The 20138-nt window shown below is 63.7% G+C and carries 21 protein-coding genes; 11 read left to right on the plus strand and 10 right to left on the minus strand.

What is annotated here, in order from left to right:
- The first annotated feature begins 40 nt into the window (after positions 1 to 40).
- On the plus strand, positions 41 to 1063 hold the full coding sequence (locus tag ACWHY3_RS09540) for an ABC transporter substrate-binding protein (protein WP_247643241.1): 1023 nt from the start codon (positions 41 to 43) through the stop codon (positions 1061 to 1063).
- Positions 1064 to 1087: 24 nt separating this feature from the next.
- Positions 1088 to 1987, plus strand: a complete 900-nt coding sequence (locus ACWHY3_RS09545; protein WP_448128111.1) for a hypothetical protein — start codon at positions 1088 to 1090, stop codon at positions 1985 to 1987.
- A 26-nt stretch (positions 1988 to 2013) separates the two neighbouring features.
- Here the strand turns inward: ACWHY3_RS09545 and ACWHY3_RS09550 are convergent, their stop codons facing one another.
- Positions 2014 to 2805 carry an alpha/beta fold hydrolase gene (locus ACWHY3_RS09550; protein WP_448128112.1) on the minus strand — a complete coding sequence of 264 codons (792 nt, stop codon included), beginning with the start codon at positions 2803 to 2805 and terminating at the stop codon, positions 2014 to 2016.
- Between the two features lie 142 nt (positions 2806 to 2947).
- The gene (locus ACWHY3_RS09555; RefSeq protein WP_087719423.1) at positions 2948 to 3628 is read right to left on the minus strand and encodes a 7-cyano-7-deazaguanine/7-aminomethyl-7-deazaguanine transporter; all 681 of its coding nucleotides are present in this window, start codon (positions 3626 to 3628) and stop codon (positions 2948 to 2950) included.
- 270 nt (positions 3629 to 3898) lie between these two features.
- Here ACWHY3_RS09555 and ACWHY3_RS09560 point away from each other — a divergent pair, with 270 nt between their 5' ends.
- The gene (locus ACWHY3_RS09560) at positions 3899 to 4201 is read left to right on the plus strand and encodes an ArsR/SmtB family transcription factor (protein WP_071231228.1); all 303 of its coding nucleotides are present in this window, start codon (positions 3899 to 3901) and stop codon (positions 4199 to 4201) included.
- 45 nt (positions 4202 to 4246) lie between these two features.
- Here the strand turns inward: ACWHY3_RS09560 and sohB are convergent, their stop codons facing one another.
- Positions 4247 to 5287: a protease SohB gene (gene sohB / locus ACWHY3_RS09565; protein WP_087719424.1), complete on the minus strand. Its 1041-nt coding sequence runs from the start codon at positions 5285 to 5287 to the stop codon at positions 4247 to 4249.
- A 238-nt stretch (positions 5288 to 5525) separates the two neighbouring features.
- On the opposite strand from sohB, the gene ACWHY3_RS09570 reads away from it, so the two are divergent.
- Entirely contained in the window at positions 5526 to 5846 is a 321-nt protein-coding gene (locus ACWHY3_RS09570) for an SCP2 sterol-binding domain-containing protein (RefSeq protein WP_071231230.1), read from the plus strand.
- Between the two features lie 10 nt (positions 5847 to 5856).
- Here the strand turns inward: ACWHY3_RS09570 and nudC are convergent, their stop codons facing one another.
- From nudC to ACWHY3_RS09590, 4 genes are all read right to left on the minus strand, one after another.
- Complete coding sequence (gene nudC / locus ACWHY3_RS09575) at positions 5857 to 6627, minus strand: NAD(+) diphosphatase (RefSeq protein ID WP_087719427.1); 771 nt, start codon at positions 6625 to 6627, stop codon at positions 5857 to 5859.
- Complete coding sequence (dnaQ, locus tag ACWHY3_RS09580; protein WP_448128113.1) at positions 6627 to 7376, minus strand: DNA polymerase III subunit epsilon; 750 nt, start codon at positions 7374 to 7376, stop codon at positions 6627 to 6629. Before dnaQ ends, nudC begins: the two co-directional genes overlap by 1 nt.
- Before the next feature lie 93 nt (positions 7377 to 7469).
- On the minus strand, positions 7470 to 7928 hold the full coding sequence (gene rnhA / locus ACWHY3_RS09585; protein WP_071231233.1) for a ribonuclease HI: 459 nt from the start codon (positions 7926 to 7928) through the stop codon (positions 7470 to 7472).
- 196 nt (positions 7929 to 8124) lie between these two features.
- On the minus strand, positions 8125 to 9006 hold the full coding sequence (locus ACWHY3_RS09590) for a class I SAM-dependent methyltransferase (RefSeq protein ID WP_448128114.1): 882 nt from the start codon (positions 9004 to 9006) through the stop codon (positions 8125 to 8127).
- Between the two features lie 175 nt (positions 9007 to 9181).
- Here ACWHY3_RS09590 and gloB point away from each other — a divergent pair, with 175 nt between their 5' ends.
- The 6 genes from gloB to ACWHY3_RS09620 all read left to right on the plus strand — a co-directional run bounded on the left by gloB (position 9182) and on the right by ACWHY3_RS09620 (position 16931).
- Positions 9182 to 9949: a hydroxyacylglutathione hydrolase gene (gloB, locus tag ACWHY3_RS09595; protein WP_303853275.1), complete on the plus strand. Its 768-nt coding sequence runs from the start codon at positions 9182 to 9184 to the stop codon at positions 9947 to 9949.
- Between the two features lie 75 nt (positions 9950 to 10024).
- Positions 10025 to 11188 (plus strand): transglycosylase SLT domain-containing protein, encoded by a 1164-nt coding sequence (locus tag ACWHY3_RS09600; RefSeq protein WP_448128115.1) that lies wholly within the window; start codon positions 10025 to 10027, stop codon positions 11186 to 11188.
- Positions 11189 to 11293: 105 nt separating this feature from the next.
- The gene (locus tag ACWHY3_RS09605; RefSeq protein WP_448128116.1) at positions 11294 to 13153 is read left to right on the plus strand and encodes an extracellular solute-binding protein; all 1860 of its coding nucleotides are present in this window, start codon (positions 11294 to 11296) and stop codon (positions 13151 to 13153) included.
- A gap of 9 nt (positions 13154 to 13162) precedes the next feature.
- Positions 13163 to 14239 (plus strand): microcin C ABC transporter permease YejB, encoded by a 1077-nt coding sequence (locus ACWHY3_RS09610; protein WP_087719436.1) that lies wholly within the window; start codon positions 13163 to 13165, stop codon positions 14237 to 14239.
- A complete protein-coding gene (locus ACWHY3_RS09615; protein ID WP_303853268.1) occupies positions 14239 to 15342 on the plus strand; it encodes an ABC transporter permease in 1104 nt (367 codons plus the stop codon). Before ACWHY3_RS09610 ends, ACWHY3_RS09615 begins: the two co-directional genes overlap by 1 nt.
- Entirely contained in the window at positions 15339 to 16931 is a 1593-nt protein-coding gene (locus ACWHY3_RS09620; protein WP_448128117.1) for an ABC transporter ATP-binding protein, read from the plus strand. The genes ACWHY3_RS09615 and ACWHY3_RS09620 overlap by 4 nt, the downstream gene beginning before the upstream one ends.
- A 103-nt stretch (positions 16932 to 17034) precedes the next feature.
- Here ACWHY3_RS09620 and ACWHY3_RS09625 read toward each other — a convergent pair whose 3' ends face one another.
- Both ACWHY3_RS09625 and ACWHY3_RS09630 read right to left on the minus strand, forming a co-directional pair.
- Positions 17035 to 17736: a pseudouridine synthase gene (locus tag ACWHY3_RS09625; RefSeq protein WP_303853265.1), complete on the minus strand. Its 702-nt coding sequence runs from the start codon at positions 17734 to 17736 to the stop codon at positions 17035 to 17037.
- Positions 17737 to 17738: 2 nt separating this feature from the next.
- Complete coding sequence (locus ACWHY3_RS09630) at positions 17739 to 18542, minus strand: amidohydrolase (protein ID WP_303853263.1); 804 nt, start codon at positions 18540 to 18542, stop codon at positions 17739 to 17741.
- A 142-nt stretch (positions 18543 to 18684) separates the two neighbouring features.
- Between ACWHY3_RS09630 and rarD the strand changes: the two genes are divergently transcribed.
- Positions 18685 to 19635 (plus strand): EamA family transporter RarD, encoded by a 951-nt coding sequence (rarD, locus tag ACWHY3_RS09635; protein WP_448128118.1) that lies wholly within the window; start codon positions 18685 to 18687, stop codon positions 19633 to 19635.
- A gap of 73 nt (positions 19636 to 19708) precedes the next feature.
- Here the strand turns inward: rarD and fliE are convergent, their stop codons facing one another.
- Entirely contained in the window at positions 19709 to 20035 is a 327-nt protein-coding gene (gene fliE / locus ACWHY3_RS09640; protein WP_448128119.1) for a flagellar hook-basal body complex protein FliE, read from the minus strand.
- Positions 20036 to 20138: the final 103 nt, after the last annotated feature.

Raw genomic sequence — 20138 nt, forward strand, 5'->3', positions numbered from 1 at the left:
ATGCCTTCATGAATACATCAAAATGACAGGGGAACAAGCAATGGCAACCCAACGTGCAACCCAACGATCGACACTGTGGCGGCGCGGACTGGCGATGAGCCTGGCGCTGCTGGGCCTGATCCTGGCGACGCCGATCTTGGCGCAGGAAGACGAAGATGCCTTGGCGCCGCCACAGATGATTCCGCTGAGCGTGATGCTCGACTGGTACGTCAATCCGGTTCACGCGCCGATCGTCATCGCCAAGCAGCGCGGGCTGTTCGAGAAACGCGGACTGGATGTCGACATTCAGGCCCCGGCCGATCCCAGCGTCCCGCCCAAGCTGGTCGCCGCCGGGCGGATCGATCTTGCGGTCAGCTATCAGCCGCAGCTGCATTTGCAGGTAGATCAGGGGCTTCCGGTCGTTCGCGTCGGCACACTGATCGCGACGCCGTTGAACGCGTTGCTGGTACGCGCGGATAGCGGTATCGAAGACCTTTCCCAGCTCGCCGGGAAGAAGGTCGGATACTCAGTCGGCGGCGTCGAAGAGGTTCTGCTGTCGGCCATGCTCGAGAACAGCGGCCTGAGCCTGGACGACGTCGACATGGTCAACGTCAATTTTTCGCTGACGCCGGCGCTGATCAGCGAAAAGGTCGACGCCGTCACCGGTGCCTTCCGTAACTTCGAGCCGGCGCAGATGAAACAGGAAGGGGTCGAAGGCAAGGCGTTCTATATCGAGGAACAGGGCGTGCCCACCTACGACGAACTGATCTTCGTCGCCAATCGCGAGACGCTGGACCAGCACCGCGAAGCCGACCGACGCTTCATGGACGCCATCGGCGAGGCGACATCCTGGATCATCAATCATCCGGACGACGCATGGCAGAGTTTCATCGCCTACGATCCGGCGCTGGATACGCCGCTCAACGCGGCCGCCTGGAAAGCCACACTGCCCCGCTTCGCCTTGCGTCCGGCGGCACTCGACAGTAAACGCTACCGCGATTTCGAGGCGTTTTTGCTCGAACGAGGCCAGGTCAAGGCCCAGAGCCCGGTCTCCCGCCTCGCGGTGGATCTCAACGCACCCTAGCGAAAGATCGTCTAGATTGGTGATATGAGTTCAATATCATCGCGTTATGACGCACTGCATTACGACCCGCGGCAGGATCCGACCCAGGCGCTGCCGAGCACGACCGTCGACGACCTCGGGGCATTGCCTGCGCGGCCCGGGGTCTACGTCTTCTTCGGTCACAACGAACTGCCGCTGTACGTCGGCAAGAGCGTCAACATGCGCAGCCGTGTTCGCAGTCACGTGCAGCAGCCGGTTTCCCGCCGCCATGACCAGATGATGACGCAGACCCGGCGCATCGCGTGGATGCGAACCAGCGGTGACCTGGGCGCCCAGTTGCTGGAGGCCGACCTGATCAAGCGCTGGGTGCCGCTCTACAACCGGCAGCTACGCAAGCGCATGCGGATGGTGAGCTGGAACTGGCCCGACGGCGACGATCGCCCGACGCTCACCGACGGCCAGTGGGTGGTGACGGCGCGGACACGGTTCTACGGCCTGTTTCGAAATCGCCGCGATGCCCAGATGACGCTCCGGAACATTGCCAATGACGAATCGCTGTGCCTGCGCGTCCTGGGGCTGGAAGCCGGACAGGGACGCTGCTTCGGCTATCAGATCGGCCGCTGCCTCGGCGCCTGCTGCGGGATGGAAAGTCTGGAAGCGCATACCCAGCGAGCGCGGAATGTCATGGAGAAACTGCGCATCGAGAACTGGCCCTGGCCCGGCCGCGTCGCCTTCAGGGAAAGCGACCGGCAGGGCGAGATAAGCCTGCACATCGTCGATCATTGGCACTATCAAGGCAGTGTCGAACGACTCGATGATCTGGACACCTTGCCTGACACTCGCGGTTTCGATATCGATACCTATCGTATCCTCAATCGTTTCATCTCGTCCGACGACGCGGGTATCGAGCCGATCCCGATCGATGGCGGGATCGACCCGTTATAGAACCGAGCCGACATGACGACGGGTCGCTAGGAAGCGGCGGTGAAGCGATTCACGGCGTCGCGGAACGCCTCCGGCTGTTCGGCGTGAAGCCAGTGGCCGGCCCCTTCCAGGGTCTGCCATTCGGCGTTGGGCATGACCGCTGCGACCACGTCGCGATGACGATCCAGAACGTAGTGCGAGTCACCGCCACGAATCAGCAAGGCCGGACCTTCGAAGGGCTGATCGCCATCGGGCGGTGCAATGATGTCCTCGTACCCCGCGCCGATCTCGTCGAGCCCGACCCGCCAGCGCATGACGCCATCGTCGTCGCGCACCAGATTGGTCGCCAGAAACTGACGCGTGGGCGCGCTCTCGATCTCTTCTTCCATTATCGCCGCGGCTTCGCGACGGGATGTCGGCTGCCCCGTCTCGACCCGACGCATCGCCGCGAAGATCTCGTCGTGGCCGTGCTCGTACGCCACCGGCGCGATGTCGGCGACGATCAGATGCGCCACCCGCGCGGAATGAAGCCGTGCCAGCGTCATCGCGACCTTGCCGCCCATCGAATGCCCCAGCAGGTCGAAGCGTTCGACATCGAGCTCGTCCAGCAACGCGACGACATCGGACGCCATCGCCGCGTATCGCATCCCCTCGACGTGAGGCGAGCGGCCATGATTACGCAGGTCGACGGCGATCACGCGTCGATCGACCTGCCACTGCTTGATGTGGGAGCGCCAGTTGTCGGCGCTACCGAACAGCCCGTGCAGCACGACCAGCGGAATCGCGGTATCGCCGCTCTCCGCGACGCCGGTATCGATACAGTGAAGTTGCAACGTCATCCCTCCTGAAATCCAATCCGGCGGCTCGAGAGGCCGCCAGGTCGGTCAAGGATAACAAAACCCGGGACTCGACTCCGCCCCTACGCGGGCAGACGCCGCCAGCGCTCGATGACCTGCGCTGCGCGACGACAATCGGCGACGGCTATCCTCGCTGGCGCGACAAGCCAGGAAGATTGAGCCGATCTCCCTGCGTCAGCAGGCGACGTCCCAGGTAGGCCAGCAGAACGCCGTACAGCGGCAGGAAGAAGATCAGGCTGATCGACAGCTTCACCGCGTAGTCGAACCAGGCGATCTCCACCCAGTGCTCACGCATGAACGGATCGGGGCCCTGCCAGAAGGCGATGGCGAAGAACGCGAAGGTATCCGCCAGGTTGCCGAGAATCGTGGAGAGCGTCGGCGCGACCCACCAGGCGCGGAGCCGGCGCAGCCGGTCGAACACGTGAATGTCGAGCAGTTGGCCCAGCACGTAAGCCATGAAACTGGCCAGCGCGATTCGACCGACGAACAGGTTCCACTGGGCCAGCGCCTCCACTCCCTGAAACCGGCCCTGCTGAAACAGCACCGACACGGCATAGGAGATCAATAGCGCGGGCACCATGACCCTGGCGATGATCCTTCTTGCCGGCGCCTTGCCGAACAATCGGACCGTCAGGTCGGTGGCCAGGAAAATGAACGGAAAGCTGAACGCCCCCCAGGTGGTATGGAGCCCCCATAGGGTGAACGGCAGCTGGACCAGATAGTTGCTGGCAGTAATCACCAGCACGTGGAAGCTGACCAGCCACAGCAGGGCGAGTCGGCGTTGTCGATTGTCGAGTGTCAACATGAGAGACCTTTTTCGTTTGCCGTAGCTCTCATCTTCAAAGAGCTATTACCGGAGTTGGCCGAGGGGTTAGGGAACCCTCTGAATGGCGATGGTGGCCGGATGGCTTGAAGCGGGCGCCGATTATAGGGACTCCCGACTGCGATCACCAGCCGCCCGGGAGATACGCGCCAAAAAGCATTGTAACGTTCAGTTACATCACGCTAATATCAGCAATGACTGAACAGCGGGTTCAGTGTAGGCGATCCGCCAACGCGCACGCGGAATTTCACGATGACGACAATGATTACCCCACTCGGCGACCACCAGATCGGTCCTGCCACTGCGACTCTCAAAGCGATCGCCAATGAGAGCCGATTGCGTATTCTTTGCCTGCTGATGCAGGGTGAGCATTCCGTTAGTCAGATCAATAGAGAAATGACGCTGAGCCAATCGGCGCTATCACAGCATCTTGCCGTTCTGCGCCAGGAAGGCCTGGTAACGACCCGCCGCAGCTCGCAGGTGATCTACTACTCGCTCCACGGCGACGTCGCCGAGCGCCTGATCCAGACGCTCGGCAAACTGGATATCGCCTGAGCCGCTTTCGCCCGGCTTGCCTATTGCCGGGCGGTGCCGAGCGGGTCAGCGGCGCTGCCAGCGCAGATCCTCGACCCGCTGGAGAATATGGTCCACGCTTCTTTCCAGACCGCTCTCCATGCCTTTACCCAGTTTGCTTATCAGGCCAGAACGTGATGCCAGCGCCACATTGAGCACGCGTGCCTGCTGGCGCTGCTTTTCCAGCAGATAGGCGTCACTGGTTCCCACTGCATCGATCAGGCCGGCGTCGAGCGCCTCGCTGCCATACCAGATCTCCCCTGTCGCGACGGCCTCGATATCCAGGTTGGGCCGCCGCTGGGCCACGTAATGCTTGAAGAGGTCGTGGGTGGACTCGAGATCCTCGAGAAACTTGGCACGCCCCTCTTCGCTGTTTTCGCCCAGCACCGTCAACGTGCGCTTGTAGCGCCCGGCGGTCAGCAGCTCGACATCCACATCGTGCTTCTTGAGCAGCCGATGGACATTGGGTATCTGCGCCACGACGCCGATCGAGCCGATGACCGCGAACGGGGCGGCGATCAGGTGATCGGCACAACACGCCATCATGTAGCCGCCGCTGGCCGCGACCTTGTCCACGCATACGGTCAGGCGGGCACCGGCATCACGAAGGCGATCCAGCTGCGCCGCGGCGAGGCCATAGCTGTGCACCAGGCCACCCCCGGACTGTAGACGTAACACGATCTCGTCTCCGTCCTTGATCTCTTCCAGCAGCAGCGACACCAGCTCGGCCAACGCCGGCGTTCCGGAAGCTTTCAGATCGCCCTCGAAATCGAGCACCCAGACACGCTCGGCTTCGCGTTTCGCCTCTTGCTTGTGGGCCAGTTTGGAAGACTTCCGCATCTGCTTGGCCAACCGGCGTCGGCCCGCCTTGGGCACCGCCGCCAGATGCAGCTGACGACGCCGACGCTGAAAACGCTCGTCCAGCTCGACGACCTTCAGTGTCGATCCGGCGCTGCCCTGCCCCTTGCGACGCCCATGGGCGATCAGCATCAGAATCACACCGAGGGCGATCACCAGTGTCGCCGTCTTGGCGAGAAAGAGACCGTAGTCGGCCAACCATTCGATCACGTCATACTCCTTGTTCTAGCCAGTCATGATCCTGGCCGTTCATCGTTCTAACCATTCACGGCCCCGGCCGTTCACTATCCGTTCAAATTGCCGTCGCTGCTGGATCGAGATTCGCAGGGCTCGGAACATTCCCGTTCTCGACAGAGGCATCGAAGAAAATCGCCTTCCCCGCTTCCACCGCTTGCATGGCAATAGCGGCGATGATTTGCTTAGCGCTTCTGTTACAGGAGACATCATCATGGATGACGACCAGTTGATCGCCAAACTTCGTGCCCGGTTCGATACCGAGGCTGCCGAGACGGTTTCGGCCGTCTATCAGTTCGATCTCGACGATGTCGACGACTACCACATGACGATCGATCATGGCTCGCTCGACATCCAGCCGGGGCGCCATCCCGAGCCCAGCGTCACCATCTCGAGCGATACCACCACGCTCATGAAGCTGGTGAGAAAGGAACTCAACGCCATGCAGGCGCTGCTGACCGGCAAGGTGAAGGTCAAGGGAGACATCGGCCTTGCCAGCCGGCTCCCCAAGCTGTTCGGAAAATCCACCGTCTGAACCGATACGTTCAGCGTATGGCGACCGCCCCGCGATGTGTCTCGATCAACTGCCGTGAAATCGAATAGGTTGGCGGCAGTTGAGGCAGTTTTTCCGGGGTGAACCAGGCCGCGTCGACGATTTCCTCGCCGTCGATCCGTATTCGACGACTGGCCGCCTCGGCGAAGAACCCCATCATCAACGAATGCGGGAACGGCCAGGACTGGCTCTTGAAGAAACTCACCCGCCCCACCTCGACGCCGACCTCTTCCATCACTTCCCGCCGCACGGCCGCTTCCACCGACTCTCCAGGTTCGATGAAACCCGCCAGCGTCGAGTAGCGCTGCGGTGGGAATCGCGGGCTGCGCGCCAGTAGCATGTCCCTGCCGTGCGTCACCAGCGTGATGATGCAAGGCGAAATACGGGGATAACCGCGCAGGCCGCAGTTGTCGCACTGCATGGCAAACTCGTGGGACAGCCGCCGCGTGGCGTGACCGCAACGGCCGCAGAAGCGATGATCCCGCTCCCACCGTGTCACCTGCAGCGCGGTCGCCAGCAGCTCACTTTCCGAGGCCGACGCCTGTGCCAGCCAGTCGCGAAACGGCGGCCAGTCTTCGCCGTCTGTCTCGACCACCACGGCCACCGGCTCGCCGTGCCAGTATCCCAGCCGCAGCGCCTGTTCAGGCCATCGTTCGCAATAGACGAGCATGCTGCCGGATTCAGCCCGCGCAACCCCGCTCTCGCCCATGCGCAGCAACCAGCCGCCGACGACATCCATCGGCGGTATCTCGCGGTGTAGCATCAGTGTTGGGTCTCCGGCATTTCCAGGGCATCCCATTGGCACTGCCCGGCCGATTGGCGGATCTGCTCGAGCCGCTGCTGGTGAGCCTGCCACTCGGCTTCGCTCGGCTTGAGCACCGCCAGCGGCACGCCGTTTCGTTCGACCCGACGCATGCCGCTGGCAGCGCCGGGCGCGCGGTCATCACCGTCGTCGTTACCGGCGAGCGACAATGCGGTCTGCCCCCCGGTCATGGCCAGGTAGACCTCAGCCAGGATCTCGGAGTCCAACAGCGCCCCGTGCAGTACGCGCTGGCCGTTGTCGATATCGTAACGCTTGCACAGTGCATCGAGACTGTTGCGCTGCCCCGGATGCATCTTCCGAGCCATCTTCAGCGTATCCAGCACGCTGCAATGCTCGGCCACGGGGCCGAGCACCGGCTCGCCACGCACTGCGTTCAGCAGCTTGAATTCATGATCGAAGAAGCCGACGTCGAATGGTGCATTGTGAATGACCAGCTGCGCGCCGCGCATGAATTCCCACAGCTCGTCGGCGATCTGGGCGAACACGGGCTCGTTGGCGACTCGCTCGTTGGTGATACCGTGAATCTCGACGGCTTCCGCCTCGATATCCCGCTCCGGATTGACGTACTGGTGATAGGTACGTCCGGTAAACCGGCGATTGATCAGCTCGATGCCGCCGATCTCGATGATGCGATGGCCTTCTCGCGGGTCGATACCGGTCGTTTCCGTATCCATGACGATTTGGCGCATACGTTTTCCTCGCTTATGCCTGGCGGCAGTCATTCGTGTTTTGACGACAGGATCACGACTTATGGTGTTCGGACCGCTGCATGAAAGACCAGATTATCGTGCCGAAGACCGACGCTTTGCGATGACTTCGTCGATCGCCTCGTTGACCAGCCGATCGGCGGCCTCGTTTCCCTCATGGCCGCTGTGACCCTTGACCCAGTGCCACTCGATGGCGTGGCGATGCGTTTCGGCAAGCAGTTCCCGCCAGAGTTCCGCATTCTTGACCGGCTGCTTGGCCGCGGTCTTCCAGCCGCGTTTCTGCCAACCGTGTATCCATTCGGTGATGCCCTTGCGAACGTACTGGGAATCCGTCCACAGCGCGACGCGGCAGGGCCGGTCCAGCGCACGCAGGGCCTGGATCGCCGCCATCAGCTCCATGCGATTGTTGGTGGTTTCGGCCTCGCCGCCCTTCATCGGCTTCTCGTGTCGACCGGAGACCAGCAACGCCCCCCAGCCGCCGGGGCCGGGATTGCCGCGGCAACCTCCGTCGGTATAGATGGTCACGGCGGGCATCGTCGGCGATTCGGAATTCGGAGCTGGCAAGACGTACTCTCTTCTGGTGATGATGACGCTTCTGGTGATGACACTTCTGGTGATGACGCTTCTGGTCTTCTGGTGATGACGGCTGTCTATGATGTCAGGCGGTCGTGGAGCTCAGGCAGTCGTCTGCGGAGATCTAGCGGGTGCTTCATCCTGGCGCTCGGCATGGTCACGTTTCGACGAGAGACTCACGTTTCGACGAGCGACACGGCTCGCCTGCCGTTCCCGGCGTCAGCGGCGCCGCAGCGTCGGCCGCTATGCGGCCCGCGGCATGAATCGGCGTGCGATGCGATTTTTGGCAACCGTGATGACCGGTCGGCCGGGTCTTCCTGGCCAGCCCCAGCCAGGCGCCGGACTTGCCGCCACCGAGCACCGGGTCGCGCAACTTGATCGGCTGAACGGGAATACTGCGCCGGCTTGCCACCACCAGATAGGCCGAGGACAGCGGCAGATTGTAGCGGCGCCCTAGCGTCTCCAGACGATCGCTGCCCAGCGCGCGGCCGGGCAATCTAAAACCGCAATAGTCTACCCGCTCGATCTCGAAGTCGACAAACGTCAGCCAGTCCCGCAGGCGCGCTGGCGTTCGCCACTGGTGCTGCCACGGCGCGGAGTGATAGCGCCGGCGCAGGCCGGTCGGCCCGAAGGGATGCCAGCCGAATATCACCAGACGACCGTCGCCACGCGTCACGCGAGCCGCTTCCTGCAGAACGTGGTGAGGTTGGTCCACAGCCTCCAGCAGGTGATGCAACACCACCAGGTCGACGCTATCGTCGGCGAGCGGCAGGCTGCCGGGCAGGCAGACCAGGCAGTTCTCGGTGCGAACGAGTTCGGTGGAAGGCGCCCAGTCGAGCGAATGGCGAATCGGGCACATGTCGCTCATCAACGGTGCCATGCCCAGTTGCAGACTCACCATGCCGCGATGCTGCTCGCAATGCGGCCCCAGGCAAGCGCGCTCGGCACGCCACAGCGCCTGTCCGGGCGGCGATGCCCAGAACCGGCGCCCCTGGCGGACGGCTGCCTGCAGGCTTTGATCCGGCGGCGAGATTGACACGGACGGCTTTACTCCCCAAGGTTATCGCTTTTTGGACGGCAGCCCGCCGCTGAACCTGACGGCGTGAAGGCAGGCAATCCCTTGCGGGAACCCGCGCGTGCTGCACGAGGTCAGACCAACGGCTCGACCCTCGATACCCGAATCCACAGACGAACCTGCCGGAGAAGAATGCCACATGTTGACCGTGAAGCCGATTCCCGCGTTCCAGGACAACTACATCTGGCTGCTGCGCCAGGACTCGCAGGAGCGCGTCGCTGTCGTCGACCCCGGTGACGCCCAGCCCGTCATTGCCTGGCTGGAACAGGAAAACCTGACGCTCGACACCATCCTGATCACCCACCACCATCAGGACCACACGGGCGGGCTGAAGGAACTGATCGAGCGCTACGCTCCCACGGTCTACGGCCCCGCCAGCGACGCTATCTCCGGCATCGACCATCGCGTCGGTGAAGGTGACGAATGTCGCGTTCTGGGGCGCCGCTTCGAAGTCTACGCCGTCCCCGGCCACACACTGGATCATATCGCCTTCTATGCCCCCGGCACACCAGGGCTTTTGTTTGCCGGTGATACGCTCTTCTCAGGCGGTTGCGGGCGATTGTTCGAAGGCTCCCCCGAGCAGATGCGCAACTCGCTGGCAAAACTCGACGCACTGCCGGAAGACACCCTGGTGTTTGCCGCCCACGAATATACCCTCGCCAATCTGGCTTTCGCCGCGGCCGCCGAGCCCGACAACGCCGTTCGCGACGCCTACCGGCGCGAGTGCCAGACCGCCCGCGACCTGGATCGGCCCACGCTGCCGACCACGCTGGGCCGCGAACGCCACATCAACCCGTTCCTGCGCGTCGACGAGCCGAGCTTGCTCGAGACGTTACGTGAGCAAGGCCCCGTCGATGACAGCATGACGGCCTTTGCCACGCTGCGCGCATGGAAGGATCGTTTCTAGCATCGCAGAGCGAGACGACGTGATTCGCTGTCGGCCCGCCATTACGGTGACCGTGTTACCAAGGATCTTAAACGCATGAATTTCCCACCGAGGCGCTGCCACGTCTTCGTTGGCCTTGCCGGTAGTCTGCTGCTGTCCGCGCTTCCCGTGACCGCCATGGCCAAGACGGCGCCGGAGGCCGCGAGCGGCGCTTCACAACGTACCTTCTGGTCTTCGCTGGTACTCCAGGAGCGTCGAGCGCCCGATGTCTGGAACCGCCTGCGCAAAGGGTTCCGGATGTCCCACGAGACGGCCAACCCCCGCGTGGCCGAGTGGCTGGCGTGGTATCGCGAGCACCCGCAACACGTCGAGCAGGTGGCGGAACAGGCAAAGCCCTGGCTTCGCTGGGTCACCCGGCGACTGGAGGCCCACCAGTTGCCCAGCGAGATCGCGCTGCTGCCCTTCATCGAAAGCGGCTACGACCCGACGGCCACCAATCCGGGCGGGGCAGCGGGCCTCTGGCAGTTCATGCCTGGCACCGGTGACGCCATGGGCCTGTCGCGCACGGCCTGGTACGACGGCCGCCACGACGTGGTCGCCGCCACCGACGCTGCCATGAACTACATCCGGCAACAGGCCGACCGCTGGTATGACGGTGACATGCTGCTGGCGCTGGCTGCCTACAACGCGGGCGCCGGCACCGTAAATGCCGCCCGAAACGCCGCGGCCAATCGCGGCGACCCGATCGACTACTGGCACCTGCGCCTGCCTGCGGAGACCATGGCGTACATTCCGCGCCTGCTGGCGCTATCTGAGGTGATCGCCGAGCCGGAACAGTACGGCGTGGCGCTGCCCTCGATTCCCGACAAGACCCAGTTCGCCCAGGTCGATACCGGCGGCCCGCTGACGCTGTCGATGGCAGCGGACCTCGCCGGCGTCGACCCGCAGACGCTGCGCGACCTGAATCCCGGCTTCAAGCGGGCCTCGACGCGCCCGCGGGACGACGCCAGCCTGCTGGTACCCGCGGCAGCGAAGCAGCGCTTTCTCGCCAATCTGGCAACGCTACCCGCCGCGGAGCGTACGGCGCTCAACCACTATGTGGTTCGTCGCGGCGACACTCTCTCCGCCATTGCCGCACGCTTCGGCGCCAGCGTCGGCGAGATCCGCCGCGAAAACGGCCTCAAGGGAAGTACCATCCGTATCGGACAGACGCTTTCCGTGCCCGCCACGACGCTGGCGCAAAACGGCGATCGTCGATAGCGTTTCTCATCGATCGCGCTTTGACAGGGCAGCGTTTAGCGGTACAACGATTCACAACGTCTGGCGTCCACACGGGCGCTCGCACCGAGATGAAGGATATCGAAAATGGCTGGATTCCGATGGCTCCTGGCTGCTGCCGCGCTGGCGCTGACCATACCGCTGTCGGCGCCGGTCAGCGCCCAGCCGACAGAAACGCCGGGGCAGAGCGCTGACGTCCCCACCGTGCATGCCATCGCGCTCTATGACGATCCGGCGCTGCCCGCCGACTTCGACCACCTGCCCTACGCCAACCCCGCCGCCCCCAAGGGCGGGACGCTGCGCCGGGCGGCCAACGGCAGCTTCGATTCCACCAATCCCTTCATCATCCAGGGCACGCCTGCCGACGGCCTCAACCAGATCTACGACACGCTGATGGAATCCAGCGCCGACGAACCTTTCACCATGTATGGGCTCCTGGCCGGCGGCATCCGGCTCGATCCCGACCGTCACTGGATGGAGATCGATATCCGGCCCGAGGCGCGCTTCCACGATGGCGCGCCAGTCGCCGCCGAGGACGTGGTGTTCAGCTTCCGGCTGCTCCGCGACAAGGGCTCGCCCTTCTATCGCGCCTACTACGCCAGTGTCGAATCGGCTTCGGCGCTCAGCGAACGCACCGTGCGGTTCACGTTTTCCAACAACCAGTCGCGGGAGCTGCCGCTGATCCTGGGGCAATTGCCGGTACTCCCCAAGCACTACTGGCAGGACAGGGATTTCACCAAACCGACCCTCGACAAGCTCCTGGGCTCCGGCCCTTACGAGATCGACGAAGTCGACCCCGGCCGGCGTATCGTCTATCGGCGCGTCGACGACTACTGGGGACGGGATCTGCCGCTCAATCGCGGGCGCTACAATATCGACCGGCTGGTCTACGACTACTTCCGCGATCAGTCGGTAGCACTGGAGGCGTTTCTTGCCGGCGCGCTGGACATGCGCATCGAAAGCAGCGCCAAGAACTGGGCGACCGCCTACGATACGCCGGCCGTCGAGGACGGCGCGATCCAGCGGGTGATCGTGCCGGACGGCCAGCCGGCGGGAATGCAGGGTTACGTGTTCAATACGCGCCGCGACAAGCTATCGGATCCTCGTGTGCGCCGAGCGCTGGGGCTGGCGTTCGATTTCGACTGGCTCAACCACCATCTTTTCTACGGGGCCTACCAGCGCACCGAGAGCTTTTTCCAGAATTCGGAGATGGCCGCAACCGGGCTGCCCAGCGACGGCGAGCTTGAATTGCTGGCACCCTATCGCGACCAGCTGCCCGCCGCCGTATTCGACCAGCCCCTGCCGATGCCCCACCCGGAGGCGCTGCGTCCGCGTCTGCGTCAGGCGCTCGAACTGCTGCGCGAGGCCGGCTACGACGTCCGCGACGGCAAGCTGGTGAACCTCGAGACGGGCCGGCCTTTCACGCTGGAGTTTTTGCTCTACGACAGCCAGTGGGAGCGCATCACCCAGCCGTTCATACGCAATCTGGAGCGGCTCGGCATCGAGAGCAAGATCCGCGTGGTCGACGTCAACCAGTATCTCGACCGCCTGCGCCATTTCCAGTTCGACATGATCGTCGGCAGTTTTCCGCAATCGGCCAATCCCGGTAACGAGCAGCGCGACTTCTGGACCAGCGACTACGCCGACGTGCCCCAGAGCCGCAACCTGGCGGGCGTCCGGGATCCGGTGGTAGACGTCCTGGTCGACGAACTGATCCAGGCCGACGATCGCGAGACGCTGGACACCGCGTCCCAGGCACTCGACCGAGTCCTGCGATGGGGCTTCTACGTGGTACCGCAGTGGAATTTCGACGGCACTCGCGTCGCCGTCTGGGACAAGTTCGATTACCCTCAGCCGTTCCCGCGCTACACGCCCGATTTCACGGTGTGGTGGGTCGACCCCGACCGCGCCCAGGCCATCACCGCGCGCCAGCGCGGCCAGGAGTGATTGCCCGACATGGCCAGCTATATCGTTCGTCGCCTGCTGCTGATGATCCCCACCCTGCTGGGGATCCTGCTGCTCAACTTCATCATCGTGCAGGCCGCTCCCGGCGGACCGATCGACCAGATGATGGCCCGCTTCGAAGGCTTGAACAGCAATGCCAGCACCGGTCTCGAAAGCGGCGGCGCTGACGGTAACAACAGCGGAGGCAACGCGCAGCGGCTCCGTGGCGTCAACGACGAGCTGCGCCAGCAGCTGACAGAAGAGTACGGCTTCGACAAGCCGGCCTGGGAACGCTTCGGCCTGATGCTCAAGGACTACGCCACGTTCGATCTGGGCGAGAGCCTGTTCCGGGGCCAGCCGGTGCTCGACCTGGTGCTGGATCGGCTGCCGGTATCGATTTCGCTCGGGCTATGGACCACGCTGCTGGTCTACCTGATCTCGATTCCGCTGGGCATTCGCAAGGCCCTGCGTCACGGCAGCGCCTTCGACGTCTGGTCGTCGGGCGCGGTGGTGGTCGGCTACGCGATCCCCGGCTTCCTGTTCGCGATCCTGCTGATCGTGGTCTTCGCCGGTGGCAGCTACTGGAACTGGTTCCCGCTGCGCGGGCTGACGTCCTCCAATTTCAGCGAACTGTCACTGCTCGGCAAGATCCAGGATTACTTCTGGCACATCACGCTGCCGGTCCTCGCCTCGGCCATCGGCAGCTTCGCCACCCTCACCATGCTGACCAAGAACAGTTTCCTCGACGAGATTCACAAGCAGTACGTGCTGACGGCCCGCGCCAAGGGCGCCTCGGATCGGCGCGTGCTCTACGGCCACGTATTCCGTAACGCCATGCTGATCATCATCGCCGGCCTGCCCTCGGCGCTGATCGGCATCCTGTTCACCGGCTCGCTGCTGATCGAGGTGATCTTCTCGCTCAACGGCCTTGGCCTGCTGGGGTTCGAGGCCGTGATGCAGCGCGACTATCCGCTGATCTTCGGCACGCTCTATCTCTATACCCTGATCGGGCTGGTACTCAAGCTGATCTCGGATCTGACCTACGTCTGGGTCGACCCACGCATCGATTTCGGCACCCGGGAGTCGTGATGACATCGAGCCATCGCCGGCGCTTGTCGCCAATCACTCAGCGTCGCCTTCAGGTCTTTCGCGGCAACCGCCGCGCCGTCTGGTCGCTCTGGATCTTCGGGTTGCTGTTCATCGTCAGCCTGGGCGCCGAGCTGGTCGCCAACGACAAGCCGATCGTGATGCAGTACGACGGCCATTGGTACGTGCCGCTGCTGGTGGATTACCCCGAAACCGAGTTCGGCGGCTTCCTGCCGACGACGGCCGACTATCGCGACCCTGTCGTCTACGAGCAGATCGCCGACAATGGCTGGATGCTGTGGCCGCCGGTGCCGTTTTCCTACCAGACGCTGGACCGCGACGTGCAGGGGCCGGTGCCTTCGCCGCCCGGCAGCCGCCACTGGCTGGGGACCGACGATCAGGGCCGCGACGTGTTCGCTCGCGTTCTCTACGGATTTCGGCTGTCGGTCGCCTTCGCCTTGGCGCTCACCATCGGCTCGATCTTCCTCGGCGTGGTAATCGGCGGCATTCAAGGCTACTTCGGCGGCAAGATCGACCTGATCGGCCAGCGCCTGATCGAAATCTGGTCCGGGTTGCCGGTCCTGTTTCTGCTGATCATCCTGGCCAGCCTGGTCGAACCCAACATCTGGTGGCTGCTGGGCATCATGCTGCTGTTCTCGTGGCTGGGCCTGGTGGATATCGTTCGCGCCGAATTCCTGCGCGCTCGAAATCTCGAATACGTGAGAGCCGCGCGCGCCATGGGGCTGCCCTCGCATCTGATCATGCGCCGACACGTGCTCCCCAACGCGATGGTCGCCACGCTGACCTTCATTCCGTTTCTGTTCACCGGCGCCATCACGACGCTGACGGCACTGGACTTCCTCGGCTTCGGGCTGCCGCCGGGCTCGCCCTCGCTGGGCGAACTGGTCGCCCAGGGCAAGAACAACCTGCAGGCGCCCTGGCTCGGCGTGACCGCTTTCGTCACCCTGAGCGTGATGCTGTCGCTGCTGGTATTCATCGGCGAGGGGTTGCGCGACGCATTCGACCCACGCCATATCCTCACTGCGAGCCGGGTCGACCGACCTGCCGCCATACCCGATAGCCCGCGTCAGGAAAGCCTGCCATGAGCGACAAGCGACTGTTCGAACTGCGCCGACTGACCATCCGCTTCGGCGCCCAGGCGGCTGTAACCGCGCTGGATTTGCATGTCGATCGCGGGGAAACCGTCGCCGTGGTCGGGGAATCGGGATCGGGCAAGTCAGTCAGCGCGCTGGGCGCGCTGGGGCTGCTGCCGACGGGCACCGACATCGAGGGAGAGCGCTATTTCGACGGCCGCGATATCGGCCATCTCTCGCCTCGCCAATGGAACGCGCTGCGCGGCGGGCAGATCGGCTTCATCTTCCAGGAGCCGATGACGTCGCTGAATCCGCTGCATAGCGTCGGCAAGCAGCTGGGAGAAACGCTGCGCCTGCATCAAGGGCTTCGAGGCGAAGCCGCCAAACGCCGCATCAAGGAGCTACTGACACAGGTCAGGCTGCCCCGGGTCGAGGAGCTGATCTCGGCCTGGCCCCACCAGCTTTCCGGCGGGCAGCGCCAGCGGGTGATGATCGCCATGGCGATCGCCAACGACCCGAAACTGCTGATCGCCGACGAGCCCACCACGGCACTGGACGTGACGGTACAACAGGAGATTCTGGCGCTGCTGGACGACCTGCGGGATCGTCACGACATGGGCCTGCTGCTGATCAGCCATGATCTCAATCTGGTGCGTCGCCATGCCGACCGGGTCGTCGTCATGCGTCGTGGCGAGCGCGTGGAGACCGGCCCCACGCCCGTCGTCTTCGACACGCCGCAGGCCGCCTATACGCGACAGCTGATCGATGCCATTCCCAGCGGCCGACCGGCGCCTCCGGAACAGGACGGCGAAACACCGCTGCTGGCCGCCGATCGCGTCAGCGTGGCGTTCTCCCGGCCCAAACCCTTTCTGCGGCCTCGCCCTCCGGCTTTCGTCGCCGTCGAGCCGCTGTCGCTGCAACTCCGCAAGGGGGAAACACTCGGCATCGTCGGTGAATCCGGCTCCGGCAAGACGACGCTGGCCTCGGCCCTGATCCGGCTACTGCCCGCCAGCGGCGAGATCCGCTTCGCCGGACAGCGGCTCGATACCTTGAGCGGCGACGCCCTCAGGCGCCAGCGACGCGGGTTCCAGATCGTGTTCCAGGACCCCTACGGCTCGCTGTCACCGCGCATGCCGGTGGCCGGTATCATCAGCGAGGGACTGCGTTTCCATCATCCCGAGCTCGATGAATCGACCGTGGCCGAGCGCATTGCCGAAGCGCTTCGCGACGTCGACCTGCCGCCGGACTGCGGCGACCGCTATCCCCACGAGTTCTCGGGCGGTCAGCGCCAGCGTATCGCCATCGCCCGCGCCCTGATCCTCAAGCCGAGTCTGCTGGTCCTCGACGAACCGACCTCGGCCCTCGATCGCACGGTGCAGAAGCAACTGATCGAGCTGCTGCGCAGCGTCCAGGCCAGACACGGCCTCGCCTACCTGTTCATCAGCCACGACCTCGCCGTGGTCAGAGCGATGGCACACAGAATACTGGTGTTGAAGGATGGCAAAGTCGTCGAACAGGGAGAATGCGAAGCGCTGCTCGAGAACCCGCAATCGGCTTACACACGAGCGCTGATCGACGCTTCCTCCCTCTCCCTGCCTTGATGACGAATTCAAGGTGATCTGAAGATGTCTTGCCAAAACAAGATAACGGTATAAATCTTGAAGTCCGCGCTCCCACGGCTCCCGCTTCTCGCTGGAAGGCAATTCAGAACGCGGCTATCTCTTCCGGGCGCAGATAGCGACATTCGCCGGGTTCGAGATCCGGATCGAGCTCCAACGGCCCGATCGCTTCACGGTGCAGCGTCTCGACCGTATGCCCCACCGCCGTCAGCATGCGCCGGACCAGGTGGTAGCGCCCCTCGGTGACGCCGATCAGCACTTCGGTATCACTCACGGCTTCGAAAGTGGCCGGCCGGGTCGGCTTATCGTCACCGTTCAACTCGACGCCCTCGGCAAACTGTTGCGCGATGCGCTCAGCCTCACCCGCTGCCAGAGGTTCACCCAATGTCGCACGATAGCGCTTCACACAGGCGCGGTTCGGCGAGGTCACGCGGTGCGTCCACTTGCCATCGTCGCTGATCAGCAGCAGTCCCGAAGTATCGAGATCCAGCCGCCCTACCGGATGCACCCGCTCGATCTGCGGGATATCGATCAAACTCAGCACGGAGGGATGATGCGTCGGGCGCAGGGAGCACTCGACACCTACCGGCTTGTGCATCATCAAATATCTCCAGCCGACCCGTTCCAGTATGTCGCCCTGCCACCGCACCACCTGGTCGTCGGAAACCTGATACGAGGCGTCTCGCGTCACTTCGCCGTCGACGCTGACCTCGAACTGGCGCAGTGCACGCTTGGCCTGGCTGCGCGTGAGTTCCGTGGCCTCGCTAAGAAATCGATCCAACCGCATTGTCAGTCACCCCAGTGAAAAGTGTCGGCATCTTGCCACGCCGGGAACTTGTCGCGAAACGTCTTTAACGCATCGCTGGAAATCGTGACGGTTTCGACGAACGCCTCGCCCGGCGGATGATCGGCCAGCGGCTCGCCCTTGAAGTCCACCACCATGGAGTCGCCGGCGTAAGGCAGCCCGTTGCCATCCTCTCCCACCCGGTTGACGCCGATCACGTAGCTCAGATTCTCGATGGCACGCGCCTGCAGCAGCGTTCGCCACGGGTGTCTGCGCGGCGCCGGCCAGTTGGCGACGCACAGCAGCGCGTCGTATTCGAAAGGTTGCCCGGCGCCGGGTTGCTGGCGCAGCCACACCGGAAAACGCAGGTCGTAACATACCGACAGCAGGATACGGACGCCCTTGATCTCGACCACCTGGCGCCGGGTGCCCGCCGCGTAATGCCTGGGCTCATCGCCCATGCGAAACAGATGCCGCTTGTCGTAATGGGTCATCACCCCTTCCGGCGTCATCCAGACCAGCCGGTTGTAGCGGCGTCCACCGTCGGCGATCGCCAGGCTCCCGGTGATGGTGCAGCCTCGCTCCTGCGCCTGGCTGCGCATCCAGTCCAGCGTCGGGCTGGCGTCGAAGGGCTCCGCCATGGCTTCGGCATTCATGGTGAACCCGGTGGCGAACATTTCCGGCAGCACGATCAGATCGGTCCGGCTGCCATCCAGCATCCCCATGCGGCTATCCAGCAGGCGTCGATTGGCTGCCGGATCTTCCCAGTGCAGTTCGCTCTGCACCAGACTGACGCGTAATTCACTCATGGCTTTCCTCTCTGGAATCGCCGCCCTCGTCTGACGCGGGTCATTTCAGTACATTTCCCGTCGACGTCGGGCAGCCTGCGTGACGTGGTCATGATAGATTACGGGCCCGAGATATGGAGCGTCGATCGTGTCGAGCCCTGCAATGGATGATTCCCAACCTCAAACCACCGAGACGGCAACCCCGGAGCGGCAGGCTTCCGCGAGCGATGCCCGCCTTGGCGTCGTGTTCGGCGTTGGCGCGTACGCCATGTGGGGCTGTTTCCCCCTGTTCTTTTCGCTGTTCGACGGCGTGCCCGCGTTCGAGGTGCTCATCCAGCGCATCCTCTGGTCTTGCGCCTTCCTGATCGTCGTGGTCACGCTGATGAGACGCTGGGCCGCGTTGCGCCGCAGCTTTCGAAGCCCGCGCGAACTGGTTCGCGGGCTGGGCTGGAGTCTCGGCTGCGCGCTGCTCATCGCGCTGAACTGGGGGCTCTATATCTACGCGGTGGAAACCCACCATGTGCTGCAGGCGAGCCTGGGCTACTTCATGACGCCGCTGGTCAATGTGGCGCTAGGGATGCTCGTGCTGCGCGAGCGGCTCGGGCGCTGGCAGATGCTGGCGATCGGTCTCGCGCTCGGCGCCGTTCTGCTGCAACTGGTGATGCTCGGCAAGCTGCCCTGGATCAGCCTGGTGCTGGCCATGACATTCGGCACCTACGGGTTGCTGCGCAAGCGCGTCTCCCTGGATGCGCTGTCGGGGCTGCTGGTGGAAACGAGCCTGTTGCTGCCGTTGAGCCTCGCCGCGCTGGCGTGGCTGACCTGGCACGGCCAGTCTCACTTCGGCGAGACGTCGAAGACCACCGCATTGATGATCGTCAGTGGCGTGGTCACCACCCTGCCGCTACTCGCCTTTGCCGGCGCCGCCCGGCGGCTGACGCTCTCTACCGTCGGCTTTCTGATGTATCTCAACCCGACGCTGCAGTTCCTGCTGGCGCTATGGGTATTCGACGAAACCATCTCCTGGCCTCAACTGTTCACCTTCGTCCTGATCTGGATCGGGCTCGGATTCTACTCGGTGGAGACATGGCGCCAGCATCGCAAGCTTGGTGTCTGATGAACGCGAAAAGCTCGGCGGTCAAACGACCGCCGAGCTTGGGCGAGGCGCAAAATAAGGCCGGAAAGATGCCTTAAATCTGCAGCCCCATGATTTCCTTGTACGCGGTCACGAGACGATTACGCACCTGGACACCCATGTCGAAGGCCACGCTCGCCTTCTGGGAATCGATCATCACGTCGTTCAATGCCACGCCGGAATCGCCGGCCTGGAAGGACATCGCCTGCTGATTGGCGGACTGCTGCATCTGGTTGATTCGTCCGAGCGAGGCCTGCAACTCCCCGGCGAAGCTGCCGTGAGTCTCGGCAACGGAACTCTGCGACGCCGCGCTCTGCCCGCCTGCCTGAGCCGAGAGAGCCTGCATTTGCTGAAGCGCCGCTTGAATGGCTGGAGCACTCATGAAGATTTTCCTGTATGACGGCGCCCTGTGGGAAAGCGACACGACCGCCGGTGGATTCGACGCTGGCAGCCTATCAACAGCAAGCCAATCACTATCGCGGTAA

This window comes from Salinicola sp. NYA28a (assembly GCF_976982775.1).